This is a genomic window from Dehalococcoidia bacterium (genome assembly GCA_035310145.1).
Lineage (GTDB): Bacteria > Chloroflexota > Dehalococcoidia > CAUJGQ01 > CAUJGQ01 > CALFMN01.
Window position 1 is genome coordinate 15,057 of record DATGEL010000063.1, and the last position, 25,672, is coordinate 40,728.

Annotated in this window: 27 protein-coding genes; 7 read left to right on the plus strand and 20 right to left on the minus strand. The window is 71.2% G+C overall.

The genetic code is table 11. From position 1 onward, the window contains the following. Window positions 1-19: 19 nt before the first annotated feature. The 3 genes from VKV26_12520 to alr all read right to left on the minus strand — a co-directional run bounded on the left by VKV26_12520 (window position 20) and on the right by alr (window position 3,433). Window positions 20-376 carry a type II toxin-antitoxin system PemK/MazF family toxin gene (locus tag VKV26_12520; GenBank protein HLZ70717.1) on the minus strand — a complete coding sequence of 119 codons (357 nt, stop codon included), beginning with the start codon at window positions 374-376 and terminating at the stop codon, window positions 20-22. A gap of 1 nt (window position 377) precedes the next feature. Then, on the minus strand, window positions 378-719 hold the full coding sequence (locus VKV26_12525) for an AbrB/MazE/SpoVT family DNA-binding domain-containing protein (protein HLZ70718.1): 342 nt from the start codon (window positions 717-719) through the stop codon (window positions 378-380). A gap of 71 nt (window positions 720-790) precedes the next feature. Then, complete coding sequence (gene alr / locus VKV26_12530) at window positions 791-3,433, minus strand: alanine racemase (GenBank protein ID HLZ70719.1); 2,643 nt, start codon at window positions 3,431-3,433, stop codon at window positions 791-793. A 264-nt stretch (window positions 3,434-3,697) separates the two neighbouring features. On the opposite strand from alr, the gene VKV26_12535 reads away from it, so the two are divergent. The 3 genes from VKV26_12535 (at window position 3,698) to VKV26_12545 (ending at window position 6,932) form a co-directional block, all read left to right on the plus strand. After that, entirely contained in the window at window positions 3,698-4,495 is a 798-nt protein-coding gene (locus tag VKV26_12535) for an alpha/beta hydrolase (protein ID HLZ70720.1), read from the plus strand. After that, complete coding sequence (gene murF, locus VKV26_12540) at window positions 4,492-6,129, plus strand: UDP-N-acetylmuramoyl-tripeptide--D-alanyl-D-alanine ligase (protein ID HLZ70721.1); 1,638 nt, start codon at window positions 4,492-4,494, stop codon at window positions 6,127-6,129. Before VKV26_12535 ends, murF begins: the two co-directional genes overlap by 4 nt. Window positions 6,130-6,233: 104 nt before the next feature. Then, window positions 6,234-6,932: a phosphatase PAP2 family protein gene (locus VKV26_12545; GenBank protein ID HLZ70722.1), complete on the plus strand. Its 699-nt coding sequence runs from the start codon at window positions 6,234-6,236 to the stop codon at window positions 6,930-6,932. 7 nt (window positions 6,933-6,939) lie between these two features. Here VKV26_12545 and VKV26_12550 read toward each other — a convergent pair whose 3' ends face one another. From VKV26_12550 to VKV26_12570, 5 genes are all read right to left on the minus strand, one after another. Continuing rightward, on the minus strand, window positions 6,940-7,209 hold the full coding sequence (locus VKV26_12550; GenBank protein ID HLZ70723.1) for a DUF2277 domain-containing protein: 270 nt from the start codon (window positions 7,207-7,209) through the stop codon (window positions 6,940-6,942). Window positions 7,210-7,299: 90 nt separating this feature from the next. Then, the gene (locus VKV26_12555) at window positions 7,300-7,875 is read right to left on the minus strand and encodes a dihydrofolate reductase family protein (protein ID HLZ70724.1); all 576 of its coding nucleotides are present in this window, start codon (window positions 7,873-7,875) and stop codon (window positions 7,300-7,302) included. Between the two features lie 134 nt (window positions 7,876-8,009). Then, window positions 8,010-8,528, minus strand: a complete 519-nt coding sequence (locus VKV26_12560; protein HLZ70725.1) for an SRPBCC domain-containing protein — start codon at window positions 8,526-8,528, stop codon at window positions 8,010-8,012. Next, entirely contained in the window at window positions 8,503-8,865 is a 363-nt protein-coding gene (locus VKV26_12565) for a metalloregulator ArsR/SmtB family transcription factor (protein HLZ70726.1), read from the minus strand. The genes VKV26_12560 and VKV26_12565 overlap by 26 nt, the downstream gene beginning before the upstream one ends. Window positions 8,866-9,158: 293 nt before the next feature. Further along, window positions 9,159-9,812 (minus strand): PRC-barrel domain-containing protein, encoded by a 654-nt coding sequence (locus VKV26_12570; GenBank protein HLZ70727.1) that lies wholly within the window; start codon window positions 9,810-9,812, stop codon window positions 9,159-9,161. A gap of 131 nt (window positions 9,813-9,943) precedes the next feature. On the opposite strand from VKV26_12570, the gene VKV26_12575 reads away from it, so the two are divergent. Both VKV26_12575 and VKV26_12580 read left to right on the plus strand, forming a co-directional pair. Continuing rightward, entirely contained in the window at window positions 9,944-11,263 is a 1,320-nt protein-coding gene (locus tag VKV26_12575; GenBank protein ID HLZ70728.1) for an ATP-binding protein, read from the plus strand. Continuing rightward, window positions 11,235-11,891 (plus strand): response regulator transcription factor, encoded by a 657-nt coding sequence (locus tag VKV26_12580; GenBank protein ID HLZ70729.1) that lies wholly within the window; start codon window positions 11,235-11,237, stop codon window positions 11,889-11,891. The genes VKV26_12575 and VKV26_12580 overlap by 29 nt, the downstream gene beginning before the upstream one ends. A 6-nt stretch (window positions 11,892-11,897) precedes the next feature. Here VKV26_12580 and VKV26_12585 read toward each other — a convergent pair whose 3' ends face one another. From VKV26_12585 to VKV26_12615, 7 genes are all read right to left on the minus strand, one after another. Further along, window positions 11,898-12,701 (minus strand): GNAT family N-acetyltransferase, encoded by an 804-nt coding sequence (locus VKV26_12585; GenBank protein ID HLZ70730.1) that lies wholly within the window; start codon window positions 12,699-12,701, stop codon window positions 11,898-11,900. 19 nt (window positions 12,702-12,720) lie between these two features. Further along, window positions 12,721-13,569: a helix-turn-helix domain-containing protein gene (locus tag VKV26_12590; GenBank protein ID HLZ70731.1), complete on the minus strand. Its 849-nt coding sequence runs from the start codon at window positions 13,567-13,569 to the stop codon at window positions 12,721-12,723. A gap of 97 nt (window positions 13,570-13,666) precedes the next feature. Then, window positions 13,667-14,821, minus strand: coding sequence for a D-alanine--D-alanine ligase family protein (locus VKV26_12595; protein HLZ70732.1), 1,155 nt, complete (start codon window positions 14,819-14,821; stop codon window positions 13,667-13,669). A 204-nt stretch (window positions 14,822-15,025) separates the two neighbouring features. Further along, window positions 15,026-15,949: a Flp pilus assembly protein CpaB gene (cpaB, locus tag VKV26_12600; GenBank protein HLZ70733.1), complete on the minus strand. Its 924-nt coding sequence runs from the start codon at window positions 15,947-15,949 to the stop codon at window positions 15,026-15,028. A 50-nt stretch (window positions 15,950-15,999) separates the two neighbouring features. Further along, window positions 16,000-16,467: a TadE/TadG family type IV pilus assembly protein gene (locus VKV26_12605; protein ID HLZ70734.1), complete on the minus strand. Its 468-nt coding sequence runs from the start codon at window positions 16,465-16,467 to the stop codon at window positions 16,000-16,002. Window positions 16,468-16,474: 7 nt separating this feature from the next. Beyond that, the gene (locus VKV26_12610; protein ID HLZ70735.1) at window positions 16,475-16,927 is read right to left on the minus strand and encodes a TadE family protein; all 453 of its coding nucleotides are present in this window, start codon (window positions 16,925-16,927) and stop codon (window positions 16,475-16,477) included. A 117-nt stretch (window positions 16,928-17,044) separates the two neighbouring features. Continuing rightward, on the minus strand, window positions 17,045-18,076 hold the full coding sequence (locus VKV26_12615) for a Tad domain-containing protein (GenBank protein HLZ70736.1): 1,032 nt from the start codon (window positions 18,074-18,076) through the stop codon (window positions 17,045-17,047). A 590-nt stretch (window positions 18,077-18,666) separates the two neighbouring features. On the opposite strand from VKV26_12615, the gene VKV26_12620 reads away from it, so the two are divergent. Both VKV26_12620 and VKV26_12625 read left to right on the plus strand, forming a co-directional pair. Next, window positions 18,667-19,077, plus strand: a complete 411-nt coding sequence (locus VKV26_12620; protein HLZ70737.1) for a hypothetical protein — start codon at window positions 18,667-18,669, stop codon at window positions 19,075-19,077. 87 nt (window positions 19,078-19,164) lie between these two features. Then, window positions 19,165-20,778: a Ppx/GppA phosphatase family protein gene (locus tag VKV26_12625; GenBank protein ID HLZ70738.1), complete on the plus strand. Its 1,614-nt coding sequence runs from the start codon at window positions 19,165-19,167 to the stop codon at window positions 20,776-20,778. Window positions 20,779-20,973: 195 nt separating this feature from the next. Here VKV26_12625 and VKV26_12630 read toward each other — a convergent pair whose 3' ends face one another. The 5 genes from VKV26_12630 to VKV26_12650 all read right to left on the minus strand — a co-directional run bounded on the left by VKV26_12630 (window position 20,974) and on the right by VKV26_12650 (window position 25,662). Next, on the minus strand, window positions 20,974-22,014 hold the full coding sequence (locus VKV26_12630) for a kelch repeat-containing protein (GenBank protein ID HLZ70739.1): 1,041 nt from the start codon (window positions 22,012-22,014) through the stop codon (window positions 20,974-20,976). Next, window positions 22,011-22,661: a hypothetical protein gene (locus tag VKV26_12635; protein HLZ70740.1), complete on the minus strand. Its 651-nt coding sequence runs from the start codon at window positions 22,659-22,661 to the stop codon at window positions 22,011-22,013. The genes VKV26_12630 and VKV26_12635 overlap by 4 nt, the downstream gene beginning before the upstream one ends. Window positions 22,662-22,758: 97 nt before the next feature. Then, a complete protein-coding gene (locus VKV26_12640) occupies window positions 22,759-23,187 on the minus strand; it encodes a hypothetical protein (GenBank protein ID HLZ70741.1) in 429 nt (142 codons plus the stop codon). Window positions 23,188-23,235: 48 nt separating this feature from the next. Then, window positions 23,236-24,069, minus strand: a complete 834-nt coding sequence (locus VKV26_12645; GenBank protein ID HLZ70742.1) for a hypothetical protein — start codon at window positions 24,067-24,069, stop codon at window positions 23,236-23,238. Between the two features lie 219 nt (window positions 24,070-24,288). Then, the gene (locus VKV26_12650; GenBank protein HLZ70743.1) at window positions 24,289-25,662 is read right to left on the minus strand and encodes a DUF4129 domain-containing protein; all 1,374 of its coding nucleotides are present in this window, start codon (window positions 25,660-25,662) and stop codon (window positions 24,289-24,291) included. Between the last annotated feature and the right edge of the window lie 10 nt (window positions 25,663-25,672).

A 25,672-nucleotide genomic window follows, 5' to 3' on the forward strand; every position in this document is an offset into this window, starting at 1 on the left:
GTGCCGAGCGCGGCAGGACTCAGAGGTCAATAATCATGCGTACGGCATGCTCGACGGTGTGCAGTGTAGTCGGTGAGACTTGGCCGAGAAGACGCCGCAGTCGCAAGTGTGATACGGACCGAATCTGGTCACAAAGGATAAAGCTGGGCGCGGTGACACCACCCTCCGGTGGCTGGACGAGGATGTGTGCTGGATTCCGCAGATCAGTGCGCGTGAGAGGAAGCACCACGGCAAGGTACCCAGCTCGTCGATTAAAGGTGTCTGCCGAAAAGACCAGCGCCGGGCGTGGGAACGCCTGTTCATGGCCTCGCGCCGGCGGCGCCGCATCCAGATCCAGAAACCAGACCTCTCCCCGTCTGGGCGCGTCAATTCGCATGCTACGTCTCTGACAACTCCGGCCACTCCTCGGGAGGGAGCGGATCGCCGGTCAAGAGATCCCATTCCGCAAACTCGTCCTGGAACGCGGCCCATCTCTTCGGATCCGCGCGCAGTTCGTCATACGCTTTGCCGACCGCCTCAAGAAACGCCTCGCGCTCCTCGCGGGAGATCTCCTCGCGCACGGGCTTGATGAGCAGGCCACCGTCGCGAACCTCGACGCGGACCGAGGCAGACTCCTCCATGCCGAGCCAGCGGCGAAAGGCGGCTGGGATCACCAACACCCCGCGCTTGCCGATCTGCGTCGTGACGGCATGCGGCGCCTCGCTCACGTTGCCGCTCATTGCCTGCCTCCATATGCACTGCGATCAGTATATCGGAAATTCGAACGCAATCGCGGCCGGGATTGCGCGGTTCACCGTGTCTGGCGCGGCACGCGGGCGAGGATCTGCGTCACGACTTCGTAGGAGATCGTGCCGAGCGCGGTGGCGGCGTCTTCGGCGGTGATCGCCTCCTCGCCCTGGCGGCCGATCAGCACGACTTCGTCGCCTTCCTGCACGCCGGGGATCTCGGTCACGTCCACCATCGTCATGTCCATCGCCACCACGCCGCGGATCGGCGCCCGCCGGCCCCGAATGAGCACGTGGCCCCAGTTGTGCGGCGAGCGGCGGAAGCCGTCGCCGTAACCCACCGGCAGGATGGCGATGCGCGAGGTGCGATCGGTCACGTAGCTGCGGCCGTAGCTGATCGCCGTGCCAGGCGGCACCTCCTTCACCTGTGCCACGCGCGTCTTGAACTGCAGCGCCGGCTGCAGCTCTACCGAGGTCTCTTCGCGCGGCAAGGGATAGAGGCCGTAGAGGGCCATTCCCGCCCGCACCAGGTTGCCGGCAAAGGGCAAGCCGCGCAGCACGGCGGCGCTGTTCTCCATGTGGACGTAGCGGAAGGCGTGGCCGCGCCGCTCCAGCCCGCGCAGCACGGCCTCGAAGCGCTCGCCCTGCTCCATGGCGAAGGGTAGGTCCGTGTCGGAGGTTGCCAGGTGGCTGAAGATGCCTTCGAGCCGCAGCCCCGGCAGCGCGGCCACCGTGTCCACGAAGGCGGGCACGTCGGCCGGCAGCACGCCGAGCCGCGTCATGCCCGTATCGACCTTGATGTGCACGGCGATCTCGCGGCCCAGGTCGCGTGCCACGCGCGAGAAATGCTCGGCCACCGGCAACGAGAAGACCGTTGCGCGGATGTCGGAGAAGGCGAGGTCGCGCGCTTGCCAGGGCGGCGCGTAGCCGAGGATCAGGATCGGGGCGCCGATGCCGTCGGCGCGCAGCTCCAGCGCCTCGTTCAGGCTGGCGACGCCGAGCATGGCCGCGCCGTTGAGCACTGCCGTGCGCGCCACCCAGCGGGCGCCGTGGCCGTAGGCGTCGGCCTTGAGCACGGCCATCACCTCGGCCGGCGCCGCCGCCGCGCGGATCGCCAGCAAATTCTGCCGGATCGCGTCGAGGTCGACCTCCACCCAGGTCGGCCGCTCGCCGGGCACGTACGTGCGCCGCTGCCAGCCCTCGTCCTGGCGCACCAGCCGTGCGCCGCCCTCCGGCACGAGCAGCTCGACCACCCGCTCCATCCGCGCCGCGTCTGTCCCCTTCACCAGCACCGTTGCCGGAGCGGCCCCCCGCACCCAGTCTCCAACCGCGGCCTCCCTCTCTCCATCTGAGATCGCGCGGAGCGCGATGGAATGACCTGGAGAGGGGGCCGGGGGGTGAGGCCCCGCCGCGTCCGCGCTGTCCCGCGCACCGTAGGTCAGCACGACACGCTCCGGCGCGGCCGCGCGGGCGCGCAGCTCGCGGCCCAGCGCCGCCAGCTCGCGGCCCTGCAGCACAAGGCGGTCGAGGACGAGCAAGCGTTGCAGCGTTTCCGCGTCGAGGTCCGCGGCGTGGCGCACGCCGGCGATCTGGCCGAGCACCGCGCGGTGCGGCCGCGGGAAGAGCGCCAGCGTCTCCAGCGCCAGCGCCAGCGAGGCGGCACTCGCGGAGAACGTATCGTCCAGCACGGTCAGACCGCCGCGGCCGGCCAGTGGGGCGAGGCGGCCCGGCTCCGGCGGCAGCCCATTGAGGCGGGCGGCGATCTCGGCCAGCCCGTGGCCGGAGCCGATCGCCAGCGCCGCCGCCGCCAGCACCGCGGAGACCGCACCACGGCCGGGCGCCTGCAAGCGCAGGCGAGCCGTCTGCTCGCCGTGCCGCAGCGCCAGCGTGGTGCCAGCCGACGATTCCTCGATCACGGTTCCGGCCAGGTCGGCGCCGGCGCCGAGGCCGTAGCGCAGCAGCCGGCGCGGCGCGGCGTCACCCGCCTCAGCCACGAGCCGCGCGAGGTACGGGTCGTCGTCGTTGAGCGCCAGCAGACCGCCGGGCGGCAGCGCGTCGAGCAGGCCGGCGAGACCGTCGCGCAGGGCGATACTGGGCGCATCTTCGGCCGCGGGCGGGGCGCCGCTGGTGAGCACGATCGCGTCCGGCTGCACCAGGTCGCCCAGGCGGATCAGCTCGGCGCCGGAGGCCGCGGCCAGCTCCAGCACCGCCGTGCGCTGACCCGGCGCCAGCTCGCCCAGCGCCAGCGGCAGGCCCAGCTCGTCGTTGCGGTTGCCGTTGCTGAAGAGTTCCGGCCCGCCTGCGGGCGCGCCGAGCGCCCGCAGCAGCGCGGCACGGGTGCTGCTCTTGCCCACCGCCCCGACGACGGCGATCCTGTAAGGGCGCAGCGAGCGCAGGCGATCGGCGGCGAAGTCGCGTAGCGCGGCGCGCGTGTCCGCGACGCGCACGACCGTGACCCCGGCGGCGGCCCAGCCGTCACGTCGCTCCGGCAGCCGCTCGCAGAGCACGCCGGCGGCGCCGCGGGCCACCGCGTCGTCGATGAACTGATGACCGTCGCCGGTGGGGCTGCGCAGCGCCACGAACAGCTCGCCGGGCGAGATGGTGCGGCTGTCGTGGGCGAAGGCGGCGAATTCGCGGGCGAAGGCGCGGCCGGCCAGCGCGCCGCCCTGCGCCGCCGTGGCCCGCAGCAGATCGTCGAGGTCGATCATGGGTCAGTACGCTCCCGCGAGTTCAATTCGTGAAGGGGCGCACGGTGTGCGCTCTCGGCGGGGCCAGCCGCCGGCATGTGACTCTGTGACTTCGCCGTGCCCGACGCCGATCGGTTGGCGGACCATGCTTGTCGCGCCCGTGGCGCGAAGGGCGCACGCCGTGCGCTCCTACGGTCTTGGTGCGGCGTCCCGCACGCGCAGGCCGCTTCGCACAGACCCCGACTGCCGACTGCCGGCTCCCGGCTGCCGGCGCGGGAGCCGCTCATGCCGCTAGCGCTGGCCGCCGGGCTGCGGGTCAATTATAGCCGCGCGGGCACGGGCAGCCCGCTCGTGCTGCTGCACGGCTGGGGCAACAGCTCAGGTACGCTTGACGGTCTGGCGCGGGCGCTCGGCGACACGCACGACTGCATCGTGCCCGACCTGCCCGGCTTCGGCCGCAGCGAGACGCCGAAGGAAGCCGAAGGCTGGGACGTGGCCCGCCATGCCGAATGGCTGGCGCAGCTTATGGACAAGCTCAAGCTGGAGCGGATGGATCTCTTCGGCCACTCGCACGGCGGGCGCATCGCCTCGTATCTCGCCGCCACGCGGCCGCAGCGCGTCGACCGCCTCGTGCTCTGCGCCAGCGCCGGCCTGCGCGAACGGCTGCCGCTCCCGGTGAAGCTGCGGCGCTGGCGCACCCGCCTGCTGCTGCGCACGGCGCATCGCGCGGCCCGCACCGGCCTCCTGGGCGAAAGCGGCCCGGAACGCGCCCGCGCCCTCTCGGAGAAATACGCCTCGCCCGACTATCGGGCGGCCGGGGCGATGCGGCCCACGCTCGCACGCGTGCTGGCCGAGGACCTGCAGCCGCTCTTGCCGCGCATCCAGGCGCCGACGCTGCTGATCTGGGGCGACCGCGACCGCGAGACGCCGCTGGAGCTGGGACGGCGTTCGGCGCGGTTGATTCCGCACGCGCGCCTCGTCGTGCTGCCGGGCGCCGGGCACCATCCCTTCATCGACCAGCCGGAGCGCGTGGCGAGCGAAATGCGCGCCTTCCTGCAGCAGGCCGGCGAGGGCGCGGCATGAACGGCTGGCTGGCGCTCGCACTGGGCGTGCTCGTGGCCGCGCCGTGGGGCTGGTGGGCCTGGCGGCGGCTGCGGCGCGCCGTGCAGATCCTGCAGCTCGAAGAATACGAAAACGGCCGCACACTGCGCTGGGCGGCGCGGAGCTGGTGGCGTGAGTACGCGCCGGGTTCGCTCGCCGTCGCCACGCTGATGCTGGCCGCCTTCGCCGTGGCCCTGGCGGCGAACGCCGTGGGCGGCGCCGTCGTGCTCGCCGTGCTGGCGGGGGCTTCGGGCCCGATCGCGCCGCTGATCGCCACCGAGCCGCCGGCGAAGAAGCCGCTCGCCTTCACGATGCGTGTGCGGCGACTGTTCGGCGCGGCCGGCGTCGCGGCCCTGCTGCTGGCGGCGCTGGCGATGCTGCTCGGCTGGGCGCTGGGCGTGCCGGGACGCATGGCGCTGCTGATCGTGCCGGTGCTCGTCTGGCTGTGCGTGGCCGCGGGGCCGCTCGTGGCCGTGAGCGCAAACCTGCTCGCCTGGCCCGTGGAAGCGGCGAACCGCCGCCGTTACCGCGAGGAGGCGCGGGCGCGGCTGCGCGCCGTGAATCCGCGCATCGTCGCGATCACCGGCAGCTACGGCAAGACGACGACCAAGGAACTGGTCGCCACGGTGCTGGAGTCGCGCTACCGCGTGCTGAAGACGCCGCGCAGCTTCAACACGCCGCTCGGCATCACGCGCACGATCAACGACGATCTGCGCGACGACCACGAGGTCTTCGTCGTGGAGATGGGCGCTTACGAGCCGGGCAACATCCGCGACCTCTGCCGCTTCGTCGGGCCGCCCGAGGTCAGCGCGATCACCGGCATTAACGAGCAGCATTTAGAGCGGATGGGCTCGATCGAGAACACGATCAAGACCAAGTACGAGATCGTGGAGGAGACGCGGCCCGGCGGCACGGCCGTGTTCAACATCGACAACGCCTACTGCGCGGCGCTGGCCAACAAGACCGTGCACGTCACCGTCGTCCGCGCCGGCGCTGAAACGCACCAGCCACCTTCCGATCTGCGTGTCTCGAACGTCGCGCTGACGCCGAAGCTGATGCGCTTCGACGTGACGGACGGCGAGCAGAGCGTCACGGTGCGCACGCGCCTGCTGGGCCGGCACCTGATCCCCAACCTGCTGATCGCGCTCGCCATCGGTCGCGCCTTCGGCGTCGAGCTGAAGAGCGCTGCCGCTCGCCTGGCCACGGCGCAGCCGGTCGAGCACCGGCTCGTGGTCAAGGAGAGCGATGGCCTCACCGTGATCGACGATGCCTACAGCGCGAACGTGAACGGCGCGCACGCGGCACTGGAGCTGCTGGCCGAGCTGCCGGCGGAGCGGCGCTTCCTGGTGACGCCGGGCATTGTGGAGCTGGGGCCGGTGGAGGCGGAGCGCAACCGCGAGTTCGGCGCCCACGCGGCGAAGGTCTGCGACGTCATCCTCGTCGTCGGGCAGGCGCCGGGCCGCTGGGTGCGCGAGGGGGCGCTGACCACCGGCATGGCCGCGGCGTGTGCGATCGCCTGTGCGCACCTGGGCGAGGCGCAGGGCTGGCTGCGCGGCCACGCGCGCCCCGGCGATGCCGTGCTCTTCGAAAACGACCTGCCGGACCAGTACCAGTGACGGGGTGCGTAGGGCGTAGGGCGAAGTGGCGGGTTAACATCTGCGACGGCCGGGATCGTTACGCTACGGGAGATGGTCTCCTCGCTCCACCGGGGCAGACTGGCGTGGCAGTTCAGAGCGTAGTGGTGGCGCGCAAGGCAGAGCGCTGGTTCTGGCCGTTGTGGCTCGGCGCCTGCGGCGTGGCGATTGCACTCACGCTTGCGGCGCGCGCGACCGCGCACTTTCCCGGCGATGTGCGCCTGGCCGTGGCGCTGCAGGCGCTGGAGTGGCCGGGCGAAGACGCGCTCGTGCGCCTGGAAAACCTCCTGGGCAACGGCCTGGCGCCGGCGGCGATCATGCTGCTGGCAACGATGGTCTTCCTGCTCACGCGCCGCTTCGTCGCCTGCCTGGCGCTGCAGTTCAGCACCGCCATGTGGTCGCTGGTCACGGTGCTGAAGGAGGTGGCGCAGCGGCCGCGGCCGGCACCTGCCCTCGTCGCGGTGCACGAACGCGCGACCGGCTACAGCTTCCCCAGCGGCCACGTGTTCACATCGCTGATGTTGTACGGGGCGCTGGCGGCGCTCGTCGCCGTGCTGCCGCTGCCGCGCTGGTTGCGCCTCTCTGTGCGGGCGTGCTGCCTTGGCATCGTGCTGCTGATGGGCTTCGCCCGCATCGACGTCGGCGCCCACTGGCCGAGCGACGTGCTCGGCGGCTATCTCTGGGGGGCCATCGTGCTCTCCGCGATCCTGCGCCTGCTGATCTGGCGCGGCGGCCGTGCCCGGCTGCCGCGCTCACCCGCCCTCGCCGCGCACGAGAGCGGATAACACCGCTTCAGCGGCCGAAGCGCTGGGCGGAGCGGGCCTTTGCCCTGGCCGCTTCCGCCTGCCGGTCTTTCGGCGCGGCCGTGGAAGCGAGGGCGCCCAGCAGTTCCCCGGAGATCCGCGCGATCTGCTCGACCGCCGTGTCGAAGGCGGCGGCGTTCGCCTGCGACGGCTTGTTGAAGCCGGTGATCTTGCGCACGAATTGCAGCGCCGCGGCGTGAAGCTCGTCGTCGCTCGCCGGCGGCTCGAAGTTGAACAGCGTCCTGATGTTGCGACACATCGTTTTCCGCCTCCGATCAGCAGCGGCAGAAGCGGCGGTCGCCGTGCCCGCCCGGCGAAGCTCTAACCGGGCCGGGCGGGCACGGCGCGCTTATTCGGCAGACCCTGCGCCGGCCGCGTAGGTGAGGGCAACGACGCCCGAGCTGAACGGCTTGCACTCGACCAGGTTCATCGTCTTCGCCCCGCCGGTATCGCCGAAGAGACGCAGGCCGTCGCCCAGCACGATCGGATGCACCAGCAGCCGGAACTCATCCACGAGGCCGTGCTGCATCAGCGTCTGCACCAGCGTGCGGCTGCCGGCCACGAGCAGATCCCTGCCCGGTTGCCGCTTCAGCCGCGTGATCTGTTCGACGACGTTGTCCCGGATGATCTGCGAGTTGTTCCACTCGGCCTTCTGCAGCGTGGTCGAGACGACGTACTTGGGCATGCCGTTCATGCGGTCGGCGAACTCGTCCTGCATCGACGGCCAGGCCGCGGCGAAGCCCTCGTAGGTCTTGCGCCCCAGCAGCTGCGCGTCGCTGGCAGACAGCTCATCGAACTTGAACTTCGCCGCCTCATCGCTGAAGAAGCGGAGGCTCCAGCCCCCATACCGGCTCTTTTCGGCCCCGCCCGGATCTTCCATCACGCCGTCCAGGGTCACGAACTCGGTTACGACCAGCTTGCCCATGATTTCCCTCCTGCGGCCGGGCCGCGGCGGCCCGTGTCTCGCTGTGCGGCGGGGCGGCAGTGTCCGCCGATGCGCCGCGGATCTCGCGGTTGCGAACGTTCTCACGACATAGATAACTGATGTTGAGGCGAGGTTCACGCCGCCGCCAGGTGGGCGTCGAGCTGGGCGAACGTGCCGGCAAAGCCCTGCTGCACCGAGTCGCGCCACTCCGCAAACGTCTTGCGCTCCGCCTCCGTGGCGTTGACGGTGTAGCCCTGCATGGTGAGCGTGGTGCGGCCCTCCTGCTCGGCGAAGCTCAGCACATTCAAGATCTCCAGCGGCCAGGTGGCGCTGAACGGCGCGCGCACCGTGTTGCCCGCCGCATCAGAGAAGGCGCTGACGAAGGCGAGCCGCTCCGGCGGCGTGACTTCGCGGTAGACAAACTTGCCCCACAGATCGGCGCCGTCCGGGGCGCGCATGCCGTAGTGGAAGACGCCGCCCGGCCGCAGATCGAGCGTGCCGGTCACCCAGGTGAAGCCTTGCGGTCCCCACCACTGCCGCAGGCGCTCAAGCTCCGTCCACGCTTTGAAGACCAGTTCGCGCGGCGCGGCGAAGACACGGGTGATCGTCAGCTCGGGCGCGGCCGCGTCAGTGCTGCTCGTGCGTTCGGTCATCGGGTTGCTCCCTGGTCTGGTCGCTCTGCACGCTGCGCAGATAGTCGTGCAAACGGTCGAAGCTCGCTTCCCAGTAACGGCGGTACTGCTCCACCCAGTCGGCCACGTCCTTGAGCGGCGCTGCCTCCAGCCGGCAGGGCCGCCACTGCGCCGCGCGCCCGCGCGTGATCAGGCCGGCGCGCTCCAGCACCTTCAGGTGCTTGGAGACGGCGGGCAGGCTCATGGCGAAGGGCGCGGCCAGCGCGGTCACCGACGCCTCGCCGCCGGCGAGCTGTGCCAGGATCGCGCGCCGCGTCGGATCGGCGAGCGCCGCGAAGGTGGTATCGAGGGGGTCCACCGGCATGCCGAATCAACCATCTGGTTAATTAACTCATCGGTAGAATACAACGGCTGCGGCGGGCTGTCAAGCGCAGCCCTTCGGCCCTCACCCCCGTCCCCCTCTCCCAATCCTGGGCGAGGGGCGATCGAGCGTCGGGCGATCCGTTTCGTGATCGGTTAACCCGACGCCGTCCGCTGCCCGCTCCGCCGGATCGCCCCTTTCCCTCATCCCAAATCGCGCTCCGCGCGATGTCAGAGATTGGGGGAAAGGGGATGGGGGGAACGAGGGTCCGCCGCTACGGCCGCCGCCCGCTACGCCTGGCGCGCCAGCCGCTGTTCAAGCTCCGCCTTCGTCACGTTCAGCAGCACGCCCTTGTCCCCGATCTCCTGCACCCAGGCGACCGGCAGATCCACCTCGTTCTTGAACAACAGGCCGCGCTTCAGCGTGAGGTGATGCGGCGCGCCGCCGTCCTGGTCGAGGCTCAGCTCACCGACCTCGCCGATCTTCTCGCCGTCGGCGTCCAGCACATCGCTGCCCGCGCGGATCGCCGCGCGCTGCAGGTCGTCCGGCGAGATCTGCTCGCCGCCGGGGTAGCCCAACGGCGGTTCGACCTGGCCGTAAGACGCCACGCCGATCGCCGTGATCGCATCCAGCAGAAACTCGGTGTTGTTGAAGCCGGGCGGGCCGACGTAATCCGGATCGGGGGCGCGGTAGCGGTCGTCGGTGAAGCCGTTGAAGCGCTCAAACGCCTGCTTGTCCGCGTCGAGATAGACGGCGCCTTCCTCGACCTTCGTCACACAGCTCAGCGGCACGATGCGCTCATTGCCGAAGAGGAAGCCGTGCTTCACGACCAGATCCGTGACGTGCCCGCTTTGCGCATCCACGATCACGCGGTGCACCTCGCCCAGCTTGCCGTCGGCGCCGTACACCTCGCTGCCGATCCGCAGATCGCTCTTCGTACCCATGTCCTGCTCCTCTCGCCGGCGGGGCCGTCGCTGCATCGAGCGTACGCGCATTTGGGCTCGCGCCAACCCCTCCGGCGCGGTAGGCCGCCATACTCGATCGGCGCAAACGGCAGCCGGCCCGACGCCGCTGCATGGCGCGCTGCGGTACTATCAAACACGTGATCGCCGCGCTGCGCCGCCCCCTGGACAGCGAACGCCGCGCCAGCCTCGCCATCCTGGTGACGGCGCGCTGGTTCCTCCTGCTCGCCGCGCTGGTCGCGCAGGACTACCACCCCGGCAGCGGCCCGATCGCGCAGACGGGGATCAACCTGCTGATCGCGGGCTCGATCGCGCTCAACGCCTGGCTGCACCTGGCGCTGAAGCGCGGCCGGCCGGTGGGCCTCGGCCTCGCCGTGCTGGTCAGCGTCTACGACGCGGCCGCGATCACGGCGGCGATCGTTCTGGCCGACGGCTTCACCAGCTCGGCCTACATCCTGTACTACCCGGCGCTGCTCGCCTTCGCCCTGGTCTTTCCCGGCCGCTGGGGCGTGCTCTACGGCGCAACCACGGCGGCGGCCTACTTCGTCGTCTCCTGCCTGGCGCGCGGCACCTTCCACCCGGGCAGCGTGACCGACCAGAAGACGATGGAGCTGCGCCTGGCGACAATGGCCGCCTCGGTGCTGATCGCCAACCTGATCGTGCGCCTCGAACGCGAGCGGCGCGAGCGCGCCGTGGCCGCCGAGACCGAGCGCCGCGAGCAAGTGCTGGCGCTGGAGAAGCGGGCGCTGGAGCTGGAGCGCGTCGCGCAGGAGGAACGCGCCCGGCTCTCGCGCGAGGTGCACGACGGCATCTCGCAGAACGTCTACATGCTCTCGCTGGGGCTGGAGACGGCGGCGCTGATCGAGCGCGAGACGCACGATGCCGCGCTGGCTGAGCGGCTAGAGGCGCTGGTGCGCCTCGCCAAAGGCACGCTGCTGGAAACGCGCAACCTGCTCTTCGACCTGGCCGGCGTGATGGCCGGCGAGCAGAGCCTGACCGCGTTGGTGCAGAACCAGGCGCGTGAATTCACCGCCATCACCGGCATTCCGGCGCAGGTCACGGTCGAGGGCGAGGAGCGTACCCTCCCGCCGGCCACGGTCGGCGAGGTCTACCGCGTGCTGCAGGAGGGGCTGGCGAACGTGTTCAAGCACGCGCGGGCCGGCGCCGTCACGTTGCGCCTCCGCTACGGCGCCAGGGCGCTCGACCTGCAGATCGCCGACAGCGGCGCCGGCTTCGACGCCGGGGAGCCGGCAGCGCGCGGCTACGGCTTGAAGAACATGCAGGCGCGGGCGGCGCGCGTGGGCGGCGGTATCCTGCTCGCCTCGCGCCCCGGCGCCGGCACCACGCTCACCGTCACCGTACCGTACGGATCGAACATACCACCGATCCCCCAGGAGCGTAGCGATGCCGCCGATCCGCGTGCTGCTGGTTGACGACCACGAGGTCGTGCGCATCGGCCTGCGGGCGATGCTGGAGCTGGAGCCGGACATCCGCGTCGCCGGCGAGGCAGCCGACGGGCAGACGGCAGTCGCGCTGGCGCCCTCGCTGCAGCCCGACGTGGTGCTGATGGACATCCGGATGGGCGCGATGGACGGCATCGCAGCCTGCCGCGAGCTGAAGGAGCGGCTGCCGAGCGCGGCGGTGCTGATGCTGACCTCGTTCGGCACGGAGGAGTCGGTGCTGGCGGCGCTGATGGCCGGCGCCTCCGGCTTCTTGTTGAAGAACACCGGCCGCGCCGAGGTGCTGCGCGCCGTGCGCGCCGTGGCGGCGGGGCAGTCGCTGCTTGACCCGGCCGTCACGCGCAAGGTCACGGAGCGGCTGGTGCAGCTCGCCAGGCAGGAGGAGAACGCCGAGCTGGCGCAGCTTTCGCCGCGCGAGCGCGAGGTGCTGGCGCTCGTGGCGCAGGGCCGCACCAACCGCGAGATCGCGGAGCAGCTCGTGCTCTCCGAAGTCACGGCGCGCAACCACGTCAGCCACATCCTCGAAAAGCTGGGCATGAACCGGCGCAGCGAGGCCGCGGCCTTCGCGGCGCGCCTCGGCCTCGGCGCGCCGCCCGCCTGAGCGCGCTCAGCCCAGCGGCCGCCGCTCCGCCCAGCCTTCCCAGAAGCGGCAGTGCTCGCGGTAGCCGAGCGCGGCGTAGACATGGATGGCGGGTGCGTTGTCGGCGCGCACGTTCAGCACCACGTCGCGACACCCCTTCGCCAGCAGCGCCGCCGTCACCGCGGCCGTCACGGCGCGGGCGAGGCCGCGGCCGCGCGCCTCCGGCCGGGTGAAGATGTTGCCCACGGCGCCCGCGCCCTCTCCTGGACAGACGACGTGCGTGCCGCCGGCCGCCAGCAGCCGCCCATCCGCTTCCACGCCGAAGAAGCAACCGCCGTCCAGCAGCTCTTCGCGGAAGACGTTTTCGTCGTAGCCGGCGTAGAGGTCGAACAGCGCCGCCGCATCGGCCCGGCCGAGCGCACGCGGCCGTGGCGGGCTGGCAACCGGCGGGTGGAAGGCGGCGGCGTCCGTGTGCATGCGCAGCATCTCGTGCAGGCCGGGTCGCGGCGCGTAATAGCGCTCGACGATCTGCCGATGCCCGGCTCGAACGGACAGCTCGGCGCCGCGCGGCAGATCGCCGGCGATCGTGGCAAAGATGGCGGCCACGCCCTCGCCTTCGCCTTGCGGGACGATCACCGTGATCGCCGGGTGTTGCAGCGCCAGGCAGCCGGCGGAAGGCGTCTCGCCCTCACGCGCGGCCAGGGCGAAGCGGCTGTACTGCCGGAAGGGCTGCTCCAGGTCGGCGAGCGCGTAGCCGTTCCAGGCGCGGTCGCGGTTGAGCAGCGCCCGCGCGGCGTCTGTACCGGCATCGGGCGTCACGTGCCAGCCCATGCCACACCTGCCCCGGCCTTCACTCCGGCCTCGCCGCACCGGGGCGACGTTGCCGGCGGCGCGGCTTCCCGCTGCCACCGCGCAGGGAGCGCTTTGCGCCCGAACCGGGGTGAGCGGCCAAGCGTTCATCTCCCGGCGCGGCCGCCATCTGTTCCAGCTCCCTGGCGGAGCCGGATCGCCCGCCGGACCGTCGTTCGCCCCTGACTATGCGCTCCCTCCGCGGCGAAGGCGCCGCGTCGACGCCGGCCGAAGCCAGGTCCGGCGGACCCGGCTCCTCGTGCAGCGCCGGGTCCGTTGGGTCACGGTAGATCACGCTGGCGAAGGCCCACATTGGCGCGTCGGGGTCTTCCTGGGGCGGCACGGCGTCGTTGTCCGGGTCGGCGGCGCGCGGACCGCCCCAGTACTCCGCGATCAGCGCCAGCAGCCGCCGGTGGAACTCGTCGACCCGCTCGCGCGGCAGGCGCGCGTGCCGCCCCTCCCAGTTCGGCCGCTCGCCCGCCTCGGTGAAACGCGCCACGCTGGCGATCACCTCCTGGCTCAGCGCCTCGAACTCGCCGGCGGTGACGGCGGGCAGCAGGTCCGGCCCGGCGCGTACGCCGAACCAGCGCGCGACGCCGCGGTAATACTTCTCGACGTTGCCGCCCTTGATGCGCTGGTCCACCAGCACGATCAGCCCGGCGTCCAGCAAATAGCGCACGTGGTGCAGCACCTTGGCGTGCGGCTCGCCCAGCGCCGTCGCCACCTGCTGGTTGGTCGCCTCGCGCTCGCAGAGAATGCTGAGCACGCGGTTGCGCAGCGGGTCGGCGAGCGCCTTGAGCTGCTCGGGCGTGTTGATGATCTGGAAGAGGACCGGCTGAAACTCGGACACGGCTTCTCCACCGATCTGCGTTCACGCGCAGCGCGATCGTGAACGCATGCTGCGCCGCGACGCCGGCCCTATCATCCCACGGGGGCGGCAACGGCGCTCAGATCGCGCTCATATGGCGGTTGTTGCGGCCGCGCTCGGCGTGGCGGCGCTCGGCGATCTCGAGGCAGTGCGTCACCACGCTGGCCGGATCGAGCCCGGAGAGCCGCCACAGCTCCAGCGAGAGGGCGCCGGGAATCGTATTGACCTCGTTGAGGATGACGTTCCCCTCGCCGTCGAGCAGGAAATCGACCCGCGCGGCGCCGGCGCAGCCAAGCGCGACGAAGGCCCGCTTCGCCTGGGCGCGGATCTCCTCGGCCAGCGCGTCGGGGATCTCGGCGGGCACTTTGCGCCCGACGCCGGCCACCGAGCCGAACAGCTTGGCGCCGCCCGAAAGGTACTTCTTGCCATAGTCCTGCCAGTCGCCGCCAGCGGGCTGCTCGCAGAGCGAAGCCTGCACCTGCTCGCGGTAGCCCAGCACGGCCACGTTGATCTCGGTCGCCGCCTCCACGGCCTCCTCGACGATAATGCGCTCGTCTACCTCGGCGGCCACGCCCATCGCCAGGAAGAGCTGGTCCTCGTCCGGCGCCGGGTTCACGCCCTTGCTGGAGCCGAGGCCGTTCGGCTTGACGAACAGCGGATAGCGCAGCTCGGCCTCGATCCGCGCGATCACCGCGGGCGAGTCTTCCTCCCACTGCTCGCGCGTGACCGTGATCGCGCGCTGCTGGCGGAAGCCGGCGCCGGCGAAGACGCGCTTCATCAGCGTCTTGTCCATGCCGGCGGCCGAGGCGGCCACGTCGGAGCCGGTGTAGGGCACGCCAGCCAGCTCGAACAGCCCCTGCAGCGTGCCGTCCTCGCCGTTGGTGCCGTGCGTGGCGAGGAAGGCGACGTCGAACGGCGTCTCGGCGTGGCGGCTGCCGGGCGCGGTCAGCAGGCGTGGCCCGCCGGCCTGCGGACGCGGCAAAAGGGTGACTTCCGCGGCCTGGCCGGTGAAGGCCCGCGCCCAGCGATCGACGTTGTTGAACAGCTCCTGGCCGAAGCTCTGCGTCTCCAGAAAGTCATGGCCCAGCCACCAGGCGCCGTCCTGCGCGATGTAGAGCGGCAGCGTCTCGCAGCTCGCGGCGCGCAGCGCCTCCCAGATCGTGCGCGCCGTAACCACGGAGACACCGTGCTCGACGGAGCGGCTGCCGAAGAAGAGGGCGACGCGACGAGCCATCCGGGCGCTCCCGCAGCAGAACTGCGGTAACCATATAACAGCGGCAGGAAACGAGCGACCGCGCCGGCCGCCCTCGCGCGGACCGGGTGCGAGCCGCATCGCCTCTGCCGCGTGGGCCACACCGGGCGCCGCCGGCAGGACAAAACCCGCGAGCCGCCCTATGCTGGGCGGCTCGCGGGCTGCGGTGCTGCTCGAACCCGTGCGCTAGTGCGAAGCGGCCGGCGAAGGAGCCGGGGAGGCGGCCGGCTGCGGCCCAGCGGCCGGCTTCGGCGAGGCCACCGGCACCGGCAGCGGCACGCCGCAGGCGAGGCCCAGCGCCTGGATCAGCGACTGGCCCGAGTTCTCGATGCAGTTGATCGACTGGCCGTCCGACTCGTCGAAGCGGTGCGCGGAGAGGCGCAGCGAGCCGATCGTGTCGGCCAGGGCCAGGCGCTCGGCGTCCTGCGGCGAAACGGCCAGCGTCACGGTCTTCGCCTCGGCCTGCGTCTTGCCGGCCGCGACTTTGCCGCTCGACGGCTGCGTGGAGCCGTTCTCGCTCGCCTGTGCGACCGCCAGTACCGTGGCGCTCTGCAGGATCGTGGCGGCGATCATATGCGTGGGCTTGCTGGCGTCGGATTTGCCCAGCGGCGCCCCGCTCGTGCCGTTGTCATTGACCTGGAACACGCCGATCACATCCACGAGATCGCCCGGCTGCACCAGGCCGCCGACGCTCGCGACTTCCGTCACCTGGATCGAGGCGGCGCGCAGGCCGGGCGGCACGGTGCCGGTGAAGCCGAGTTCCTTCGGATCGGCGGCGATGCGCGCCGTGAGCACCTGCTCGCCGGCGCCGATCGCGGCCTTCGTCGCCTTGCCCACCAGCGGCTTGCTGTCGGTGTAGGCGGTGGCGAGGCGCAGGCTGGACGGCACCTGCTTCACGGTGACCATACCGTCGGTCACAACCGTACGCGCCGGAATATCCTGCCGCGCGACGATGACGGGCACCAGTGTGCCGCCGGTGCTGCTGGCGCCGGCGCTGCTCAGCAAGCGCCAGACGAGGAAGGCGCTGAGCAAGCCGAAGACCACCGAGATGATCAGTACCCGGCGGCTGCCCGATGCCTTTGCGCGCTGTGCGGGCCACGTGGTCGCCATGAAGTTCCCCCCTCTTGTGCCGGGTGCTGGCCGCTGCCATACCCGCGCTGCTACTCGATGCGCATATGCGCAGTGGCCGTGATCGTCATGCTGCTGCCCCAGTTCGGGGCGCCGGGCAACAGCTTGACCAGCGAGTTCACCGGCGTGGCGAAGGGCAGCGAATACTGGACCGTCATCGCCACATCGGAGCCGCTGCTGCCGCCCACGTTGCTGGAAGTGGCCGTCGGCGTCACGCCGAAGCAGGTGCCGGCCGAGGCGACCGCGCGATCCTCCGACGTAGATTGGTTGGCGCCGCCGATCGCCAGGCGCGCGCCCTCACGGGCGCCGTTGGTGCCGTCGACCCAGCAGGTGTAGGCGCGGCCGAAGTCCACGGCGCCGAACAGCAGCACACAGGTGATCGTGAGCACCAGCGCGAACTCGACGAACGCCTGCCCGCGCTGCGCTTGCAGGCGGCGCACGGCTGCCGGCAGCCTGCGCGCCGTCCAACGCCTCTCGCTTCCCGTCCGATGCACGGTCATCGCCACATCACTCCATGTGCATCCGGGACGTGGATGAGATGACCCAGGGGCCGGTGGCGATCGTGCCGCCGGTCAGCAGCTTGACCAGACCGCCCAGCGGCGTGATGAAGGAGAGGTTGTAGGAGGTGTCCACCTGCACCTGCGAATCGAGGCCCGGCGAGGTCACGTAGCTGACGTTCGCGCTGAAGTTCGCATCGCCGAAGGGGCCGGCCGTGCTCTTGGCCTGCGCCTGGATCGCGGAAGTCGTCGCGTGGGTGACGCCCAGCCGGGCACCCTCGCGCGCGGCGTTGCTGACCTCGACGTAGCAGATATAGGCGCGGCCAAAGTCGATCAGGCCGAAGATCAGCACCAGCATCAGCGTGATCACCAGCGAGAACTCGACCATCGCCTGGCCGCCCTCCCGCAGGGCGCGGCCGGCGCGGCGGCTGGGCGGACGCCAGCGGGCAGTGGGCCAGAGCATCGACGTTATCCTTGTGCTCGCTCTGCGACTCATGGGCGCTGCCGGGACTACCGCTAAGCATCGACCGTTCCACCCGTTCGCTTTAGCCCCAGCGGCCGGCTGCTGCACTTCTGGCCGCTACTGCACCAGGTGCGGAGTGCAGGTGCCGATGCCGGTGCCGCACTGCGCGTACGTGGGCGGCTGCGGGTCGCCCGACTGGAAGGTGCCTTCTGTGCTGGTGAACTTGATGATCTTGCCGGTGAAGTCGTTGGGACAGCCGTTTGGCAGCCCGGTGGTGTCGACGCTGATGTCCAGCGTGACGAAGCCGATGACGTGCAGCACCTGGTTGTCGCCGCTGCCGGAGGAGGCGTCGGTGATCGGCAAGACGATGTACGGCGATCCGCTCTTCTGAATCGCCTGAAGCTGGCTTACCGGCTCCTGGCCGCAGCGGTTGCCACCTTTTGTCCGGTTTTCGCCGAGAACAACGGTGTAGTCGCAGCCCGGCGGGATGAAGCAAAGGAAGCCTTTGAAGTCGTTCGCGTTCGTATTCCAGGCCGGGTTGGTGCGGTATTGGTAGACGTTCTCGGCGATCCAGCTCGTGGAACGATAGGTGACGATATCGTTCACCTGATGCGGCAAATTGGTATCGACTCTATTGTTCCAGACCGTGTACGGGAAAAAGCTGCCGCTGCAGCTATTGCCGCTGCCGGGACAGTAGGTGAACTCGCTGGCGCCGCCGATCACGACTTTGGCCGTGGCCGTCACGTTGGCGCTGGTGATCCCCAGCACCCTCGCCAGCGAGAAGGGCACGTTGCGCTTGAGCGAGACGGTGATCGTGTCATTGGTGAAGTTCGTCGAGCTGACCGCGTTGGTCACGACGCTGTCGCTCGCGCTGCCGAAGTTGTTCTTCGTCAGCCACTGCACCGAATCCGTCGTCGCCTGGGTGTTGCTCACCGGCAGGTCGTAGGCGCCGGCGAAGGCGGCGGCGTCGGCGGCGTTCTGCAGCTTGCGGCGGTTCTCCACCGTGTTGCTGCCGTCGAGCGTCAGGCCCGCCATGCCCACGATCGCGACCAGGGCCAGTGCCCACAGCACCAGCGACTGACCGCGTTCGCCGTCGCGCCCGCCGCGGTTGCAAGGTTCTTTGCCTCGAAGCCATCGCAATGCGTGCATATTGACCTCACCAGCCGGAATCCTCCGGCCGCGGGTTGCTCGCCTGCGCCGTGCAGGCCGTCACCTTAAGAATCGCCTTCCGGCGCGGGAAGTTACGCCGCTGTGGGAACGGCCGCGGCGTTGTATCCAAATCGTTCCTCGGCCAACCGCCGCTCCGGCTCACGCGCAGACGGCGGCGACGGCGTAGCCGCGCCGATCTGCCGCGGACGCCACGTTCCATTAATAGGCACAAATAGGCACACGTCGCCGCCGCCTGCAGCGCTGCCGGCGCACCCAGGCGCCGGGCCAGATCGCGATCGATCGGCGATTGGCAGATCGGCAATCCAGGGACCAACCATGCACACGGGTTGCACACCGAAGCGGGGCGCCTGCCATCCTGGCCAGGCAGCGGGCAGGCGGGCGCAGGCCCCGGCCTGAGGCGGGCTGTGACATCGCTGTGTCACGGTTGTTGCCGAATCGTGACTGTTATTGCCGCTGGCGCCAGCAACAGGGCGCCGATCCGTTCGTTACTTGTGGCAGGAACCGGCGCTGCCCGGCGCCGCACCGCAAAACGCCGACAGACGTCGGCCCGTGAAGAGCGAGGTATCGAGATGTCCCGTTTCTCCCGCCTGCTGCCCCTGGCGATCGCTCCCCTGCTGGCGCTTGGCGCTCTGCCGGCCGTCACCAGCCATGCGCCGGCCGCGGTTCATGCCCAGGTCGTCGGCATTGTCAGCTTCAGCCCGTTCCACGGCCAGGCGAGCGACCAACGGCTGGTGGAGTTCAGCGGCTTCCAGTCCGACGAAGCGGTCTACATGGCCTTCACCGATCCCAGCGGCCAGGCGGTCACCGTCTCCGGCTACTCGACCTGGCTTACCTCCGCCCAGGATGACGGCACCGGCGCCTTCTTCTTCCGCCCCAGCGACTGGCTGGACAGCCTGAGCTCGGGCCTGTGGACGGTGACGATCACCGGCGAGTCGAGCGGGCTATCGGCGGTGTCGTCCTTCTGGATCGACGGCAACTAACAGCGGCGTGTTCCGCCAGGTTCAGCCCGGCACCGTGCCCGCCTGCGGGTCACGGTGCCGGCGCGCGCCCGATGCTACACTGACCGCGTGACGGAGCATCCTCCCGCGCGGCTGACGCGCCTGGGCGTGATCGACCTCGGCTCCAACACCGGCCGCCTGATCCTCTGCCTGCGCCAGGTGCACGGCATTCCCCTGATCGTGGACGAGGCGCAGGTCTCGCTGCGGCTGGCCGAGGGCCTGCAGCAGAGCGGCGCCATCGGCCGGCCGGCGATCGATCGGGCGCTGGTGGCGCTGCGCGCCTTTCGCGTGGCGGCCGAGCGCTTCGGCGTCGAGCGGCTGCTGGCCGTGGGCACCAGCGCCCTGCGCGACGCGGCCAACGGGGCCGAGGTGGCGGCCGAGCTGCAACGCGAGAGCGGCGTGCCGATCGCCGTGCTCAGCGGCGAGCAAGAGGCGTTCTACGGCTACCTCGCGGCGGCGAACAGCCTGCCCGTGTACGACGGCCTGGTCTTCGATCTCGGCGGCGGCAGCCTGGAACTGTCCTTCGTGCGTGGCCACGCCCTGGAGCGCGCCGTTTCGCTGCCGCTGGGCGCCCTGCGGCTGCACGAGCGCTTCCTGCGCGGCGACCCACCTGCGCCGGGCGAGGCGGCGGCGCTGCGGCAGCATGTGGAGTCGGCGCTGCGCGAGGCCGGCGTACGCAAGCTGGCCACGGGCGAGACGCTCGCCGGCGCGGGCGGCACGATCCGCGCCCTGGCCAAGCTCGTGCGCAAGGCTTCCGGCGCGCCGTCGCTGCGCCTGCACGGCTACGCGATCGATGCCTCGCGCCAGCGCGACCTGGCGCGGCTGCTCGCCGGCCAGACGGCCCAACAGCGGCGGCGTGTGGCCGGCCTCGCCCCCGAGCGGGCCGAGATCGTCGCCGCCGGGGCGCTGATCGTGCAGGGCGTGCTGCAGGCCACGGGGGCGCGCTCGCTGCTGGTCTGTGGGCAAGGGCTGCGCGAGGGGCTGGCCTACGAGGCGTTCCGCGTGCACCACCGCTCGCCGGTGATCCGCGACGTGCGCCGCGCCGGCATCGAGGCCTTCCGCGAGCGCTACGTCACCGGCGCCCTGCGCGACTTCACGCATGAGAGCCTCGACCCACTCGACGAGGCGGGCCGCGCGGCGCCGCTCTACGCCGGGCTGCGCGGCCCGCATCCCAGCGACGGCGTCGAGCCGCTGGCGCTGCGCTTGCTGGAGAAGCTGGCGCCGGTGGCGTCCGTCTCCGCGGCAGAACGCGACTTGCTGTCCGCCGCGGCGGCGCTGTGCGACGCGGGCCGCGCGATCTCCCTCTACCGCTGGCCCGAGCACGCCTTCTACCTGCTCACCAACGGCGATTTGAACGGCTACACCCAGCGCGAGGCGGTGCAGATCGGCCAGCTGATCGCCGCGCAGGCGGGCAGCCGCATCGAGCCGGCCCGCGGCTTCGGACCGCCGGCCGAGGGCGCCGCCTTCGAGTCGATGGCGCTGGCGCTGGGCCTGGCGCGCTGGCTGCGCCGCTTTGGCGTGGATGCGGAGACACCGCTCAGCGTGCTGGCGCCGCCGGGCGCGCTGCTGGTGGTGCTGCCGCCCGACGTGCCGCTGATCGCCGACGAGTGGGAGGAAGGGCTGGCCCGCGCCTGCCGCCGCGCCTTCGACCGCGAGTTGCGCATCACGCGCGTGGGCGACTGAGCTGCCCGTCGGCCCTCATCCCCTTCCCTTCCCCCAATCCTGGGGGAAGGGCGATCCAGCGCCGAGCCGTCCGATCGACGAACGGTTAACCGGCCTCCTCTCCATCAAGGTCTGCTGGATAGCCCCTCACCCAGGAGTGGGCGAGGGCAAGCGAGATGAGAAAAGAGGGCCGGCCGCGGCGAGGGTAGGCGCGGCTCACCATTCCGTCCAGGAGGCGCCATCCCACAGCCACGTGTCATCGAGCCGGCGCGTGGCGCCGAAGCCGCCGAAGAGCAGCACCTGCCGTTGTGCGGCGGCGTAGGCGATCGAGGCGTCCTGTCGCGGCGGTGGACCGCGCACCAGCAGGCGCTGGTTCCAATCGACGCCGTTCCAGATCCACGTGTCGGCGAGCGGCCGGCCGAGATACTCGCCGCCGAACAGCACAACTTCACCGCGGGCGGCATCCTCGGCCAGCACGGGATTGTAGCGCGCCGGCGGGCTGGCCGCGGGGCTGAGCTGCTTCCAAACCGTGCCGGCGCCATCCCAGAACCAGGTATCGTTCGGCGGCGCCGGGGCGCGGTAGCCGCCGAACAGCAGCAACCCGTCGCCGTGCACATTGCGGACGAGGCCGGCATAGACGCGCGGCGATGGACCGCTCTCCGGCGTGAGCCGGCGCCAGGTTGCGCCATCCCATCCCCAGAGATCGTCGCTGGAATCGTTGCCGGGCAGGACTTCGCCGCCGAAGAGCAGCACCAGGCGCGAGCGGGGGTCGTAGGCCATCGCCGCCTGGCTGCGCGCCGGCGGACTGGCCGGCGGATGCGCCTCCGTCCACTGGGCGCCGTCCCAGATCCAGGTATCGCTCAGACCGTTGTTGTCGAGGCCGTCGCAGCAGCCGCCGAAGAGCACCACCACCTGGCGCGCTTCGTCGTAGGCCATCGCCGCGTCGTAACGGTACGACGGGCTTTCGGCGCTGCGCCGCTGCACCCAGCCGTTATCCCAGGTCCAGGTGTCGTCCAGGAAGATCCCGGTGGCATCGAGACCGCCGAACAGCACGACCTTGTCGCGCGCCGCGTCGTAGGCCATGGCGGCGCGGTTGCGTGCGGGCGGATGCACGATGTGCCCGGCGGGAGTCGGCGTGACGGCCGCATCCCGTCCGGCCGGCCGCGCGGCACTGCGCTTCGCCGCTCGCGGTACGCTGGGGGCGCAGCTCAGCGACAGCAGCGCCAGCAGCAGCGCCGGCCAGCGGAGGCGTCTCACAGCGTCCGCTTCCCCAGCCACGCGCCGGCAACGATCAGGCCGCCCAGCGCCACGCCGAGCAGCGCCAGCAACGACGCGGCCACATCCGTCTGGCGTCGCGGGCCGCCGGCCAGCTCCGGCCGCGCGGAGGGCGCGTGCGAGCCGCGGCGCACGAACGCGATGTAGCTGTCCATCGGCGGATCGGGATCGGGTTGCTGTACGTAGGCGGCGATCTGGCCGCCGTGCGCCACCACGCTCACCAGGTAGTAGCTGCGGCTTTCGTCGTCGCGCAGTTCCAGGCGCGCGTGCAGCAACGTGCCGCTGGTGCGCTGCTCGCCCGCCGTCGCCCGCGCGTGCAGGGTGATCGCGAACTGCACCTCGCGGCGGGCGGCCTCCATGCCTGTGCACGGCTGATACTCGGGGCAGAGGACGGTGCCGGAGATGAACACATCATCGCTGAGCAACGCCAGCGCCGCGGCGCCGTCGCCGGTGTTGATCGCGGCCACGTAGCGCTGATAGACGGCGGCCGGATCGTCGGGAGCGGCGGCCTGCGCGGCGGGCAGCCGGGCGGCGCCCAGCAGGCCGAGCGCGGCAGCGAGCAGCAGCAGACCGCATGGGCCATGCCGCGCGGCGCGCGGCAGCGCCGACCGCCGGGCAATCGCCGCCATCTCGCAGCTCCGGCCGCACAAGCACCGCCAACGATGCGGACAGCGTACTCCAATTCCGCAGGCGCGGCACGCCGCCGAGCCGGCCGGAAGCCGGGTGCTATGCCGAGCCGGCGGCGCCGGGTTCCCGCTCCAGCTCGGCGCGGCCGAGACGCAGCGCCGCCCAGAGCGACGGCGCGGCCATCGCCCGGCGGCGGAAATCGACGGCGCCGTCGATCGCGGGGCGCGGCGCATTCCGGGCGCTGAGAAAGCCATCGAACTGCGCCAGATCGCGGGCGAAGGCGGCGCGGTAGCCCTCGGTCTGGTCCAGCGTCGGGTGCGCCTCGAAGTGGCCGACGAGGTTGAGCCGGTCGAGCCAGCGAAGCGTGGCGAGCGATTCCGCGCGGAAGACGATCACGCGCAGATCGGTAAGCAGGTTGTAGGCAGCCACCAGATCGAAATCGGCCGGCGGCGGTTGCCCCTGCCAGAGCACCGCCCAAAACTCCAGGTCCTTGGCCCGATCGACCCGAAACAGCCCGACGTACAGCATCGTTTTCCGCCGCTCAACTCCAGCCCGCGCGAATCCGGCGCATCGCGCTCAGCGCCCCGTACTGGTGACGGCGAAGAACGTGTCGGTGGAGGCGCTGACGCCGTCCAACGTCGCGTCGACGTGGATCAGCACTTGCGTGCCGATCGGCAGCGCCGGCGTGGGAAAGCGCAGCCTCTCGCCCGTCTGGCCGCGCAGCACGTCCGGCCCGAACGACATGCTGGACGCATCGCCGCCCACGGCCACCGAGCCGGAAACCGTGGCGCCCTGCACGGGCAGGCCGTTGCGCTGCACGTCGATCTGCAGCACCAGCGTGCCGGGCGCGAGGTAGCTCGTCGTCGTCTCGACCGGATCGACGAAGGCGGTGACGGAGAGCGGTTTCACCACCGGCACGGCGCCGGCCGGCGCGCTGAGTGTGAGCTGGCCGGCGCCGAGCACCCAGGCGCCGGCGCCCACCGGGATCGAGCTCACGCTCACGTAGCCGTCCTCCGGCACGAAGATCAGCGCCGTGAAGTCGCCGGAGAGCGTGACGCTCGCCTTCGAGTTCGGGTTGCCGACCAGCGTCCACTGGCCGGGCACGAGCGTAACCGAGTACTCCGCGACGCCGATCGTCGCCTCGAGGGAGCCGCCCTGCGGAAAGTAGGCCCAGTAGCCGAAGCCGCCGCTCAACGGGGTGTCGGCGGGAAACGCCTCGTAGTCGGCGTCGCCGGGCTGCATGGTGAAAATGTCGCCTTCGGCGCCGACCAGGTGCGACCCTTCCGGACCGGAGACGAGGTTCCAACCCGGCGCGTACGTCACCGCCAGCGCGTGCTGCGCCCGCGTCTGCGCGGCCGCGAAGATCGCCAGCGCCGCGATCGCCAGGAGTGCGAGCCTTGTCCGCCCCATGAATACGCGTCTCACGCTGATCGTTTCCCATTGAGCCGCAGCCCAGCCGCGACAGCCGCCAGGCGCGGGCGCGGCATGGGGATCACACCGGTTCTGGCCGGTACGGTCAAATGCAGGACCATCCGCAGGCGGCAGAGGCCGGCGCCTGGCCACGGGTTCGCGCCCGCCGCGGAGCTTCCGCCGAGAGCGTCCGGACAGGTTGAGGGCCTCCGACCGCGCTCAACCCAGCCGCTCCGCCTCGCGCTCCAGCTCGTGCAGGCCGGCCTCGTCCGGCGCGGTACGGCCGTAGCGGGCCTCGACGAAAGCGTGGGTGAGCGCGGCCGACGCGGATGAGGCGAGCGTCTGCGACAGTTCCGGCTCGAACTCGTCCGGTGTCGCCGGCGGCGGGCGCGGGTGACCGCGGTGGCTCGCCCGTTCGAGCATGCGGAGATAGAGCCGGCGCACGCGTAGCAGGTTCGCGGGCAAGGGCGGCTCGGGCGGCGCCGCGGGATGCTCGCGTCGTGGCAGCAGGCGGCGGAAGAGGGCGGCCAGATCGCCGCGCAGGCTGCCTTCGTGCGCCAGCGCCTCTCGCTCTTCGTCGTCCGCCGGGGCGCGGTGCAGGCGGTAGAACAGGCGATAGGCCAGGTAGCTGAGCAGCGCCACCAGCAGCAGCACGAAGACGAGCTTGAACAGCACCAGGAGGAGCGCCGAGGTGCCGTGCTGTGCGCCGTTCTTCAGCAGTTGCGAGCTGTCGTCCGTGTTCACGTCTGCGGGCTTGGGCGGCGTGAACTTGATGTTGCCGAAGATGCGATAGAGGAACTGCGCGATCAACCAGGCGAAGGGATAGGCGATCACGATCAGCGCCCAGGAGACGAGCAGCAGACCCAGGGCCAGCACCGGCTCGATCGCGTGGTCGTAGAGCCAGCCGGCCGGGCCGAGCGGCAGCACGCCGATCGCCGCGCCCGCGAGCGCCAGGACCGCAATCGTGCCGGCCGTGATCAGCAGCCAGGGGCCGCGCAACGCATCGACGCCGTCCGGGCGCGCCTCGCGCAGGTGCAGCAGCGCCAGCGTCAGCAGGCCGAAGGCCACCAGCGGGATCGAGGCGGCGTTCACGGCGCCGCGCGCCCGCGAGTCCTGGCCGGCGAGCAGGCCGAGTACGAGAGCGCCCAGACCGAGCGAAAACGAGCGCAACGCCTGCGCCCGCTCCAGCCGCTCCTGCGAGAGCATGACGCCGCGCCCCCAGGCGATCAACAGGAAGGCGCTGCCGTAAACGGCGGTGGGGCCGGCCGCGTTGGCCGTGTCGCCGGGGTTGCCCAGGAAGCGGAAGACGCCGGCCCAGCCGGGCGGAAAGGCGGTGGGATCGAAGGCCAACCCGCCGATCGTGACCAGGCAGACGATCGAGAGCACGCCGCCGGCGATCACGAGCGCGCGATGCGACAGGTCGAAGCGCAGCAGGCCACGCACCAGGAAGAAGCCGCCCGCCTCCGCCGCGAAGTAGGCGGGAAAGAGCATGCCCTCGCCGCCGGAGGCGCCGCTGAGCACGGCGCCCACGACGAACAGCGCCAGCGACTCCATAAGCAGGAACGAGAGGACGAGCACCAGCCGCCGGCTCATTGGCCCCCCA

Bases quoted from the DNA above. Each gene is read 5' to 3' on its own strand.
- VKV26_12520 (HLZ70717.1), bottom strand. From the start codon at position 376: ATGCGAATTGACGCGCCCAGACGGGGAGAGGTCTGGTTTCTGGATCTG.
- VKV26_12525 (HLZ70718.1), bottom strand. From the start codon at position 719: ATGAGCGGCAACGTGAGCGAGGCGCCGCATGCCGTCACGACGCAGATC.
- alr (HLZ70719.1), bottom strand. From the start codon at position 3,433: ATGATCGACCTCGACGATCTGCTGCGGGCCACGGCGGCGCAGGGCGGC.
- VKV26_12535 (HLZ70720.1), top strand. From the start codon at position 3,698: ATGCCGCTAGCGCTGGCCGCCGGGCTGCGGGTCAATTATAGCCGCGCG.
- murF (HLZ70721.1), top strand. From the start codon at position 4,492: ATGAACGGCTGGCTGGCGCTCGCACTGGGCGTGCTCGTGGCCGCGCCG.
- VKV26_12550 (HLZ70723.1), bottom strand. From the start codon at position 7,209: ATGTGTCGCAACATCAGGACGCTGTTCAACTTCGAGCCGCCGGCGAGC.
- VKV26_12555 (HLZ70724.1), bottom strand. From the start codon at position 7,875: ATGGGCAAGCTGGTCGTAACCGAGTTCGTGACCCTGGACGGCGTGATG.
- VKV26_12560 (HLZ70725.1), bottom strand. From the start codon at position 8,528: ATGACCGAACGCACGAGCAGCACTGACGCGGCCGCGCCCGAGCTGACG.
- VKV26_12570 (HLZ70727.1), bottom strand. From the start codon at position 9,812: ATGGGTACGAAGAGCGATCTGCGGATCGGCAGCGAGGTGTACGGCGCC.
- VKV26_12575 (HLZ70728.1), top strand. From the start codon at position 9,944: ATGGCGCGCTGCGGTACTATCAAACACGTGATCGCCGCGCTGCGCCGC.
- VKV26_12580 (HLZ70729.1), top strand. From the start codon at position 11,235: ATGCCGCCGATCCGCGTGCTGCTGGTTGACGACCACGAGGTCGTGCGC.
- VKV26_12585 (HLZ70730.1), bottom strand. From the start codon at position 12,701: ATGGGCTGGCACGTGACGCCCGATGCCGGTACAGACGCCGCGCGGGCG.
- VKV26_12595 (HLZ70732.1), bottom strand. From the start codon at position 14,821: ATGGCTCGTCGCGTCGCCCTCTTCTTCGGCAGCCGCTCCGTCGAGCAC.
- cpaB (HLZ70733.1), bottom strand. From the start codon at position 15,949: ATGGCGACCACGTGGCCCGCACAGCGCGCAAAGGCATCGGGCAGCCGC.
- VKV26_12605 (HLZ70734.1), bottom strand. From the start codon at position 16,467: ATGACCGTGCATCGGACGGGAAGCGAGAGGCGTTGGACGGCGCGCAGG.
- VKV26_12610 (HLZ70735.1), bottom strand. From the start codon at position 16,927: ATGCTCTGGCCCACTGCCCGCTGGCGTCCGCCCAGCCGCCGCGCCGGC.
- VKV26_12615 (HLZ70736.1), bottom strand. From the start codon at position 18,076: ATGCACGCATTGCGATGGCTTCGAGGCAAAGAACCTTGCAACCGCGGC.
- VKV26_12620 (HLZ70737.1), top strand. From the start codon at position 18,667: ATGTCCCGTTTCTCCCGCCTGCTGCCCCTGGCGATCGCTCCCCTGCTG.
- VKV26_12635 (HLZ70740.1), bottom strand. From the start codon at position 22,661: ATGGCGGCGATTGCCCGGCGGTCGGCGCTGCCGCGCGCCGCGCGGCAT.
- VKV26_12640 (HLZ70741.1), bottom strand. From the start codon at position 23,187: ATGCTGTACGTCGGGCTGTTTCGGGTCGATCGGGCCAAGGACCTGGAG.
- VKV26_12645 (HLZ70742.1), bottom strand. From the start codon at position 24,069: ATGGGGCGGACAAGGCTCGCACTCCTGGCGATCGCGGCGCTGGCGATC.
- VKV26_12650 (HLZ70743.1), bottom strand. From the start codon at position 25,662: ATGAGCCGGCGGCTGGTGCTCGTCCTCTCGTTCCTGCTTATGGAGTCG.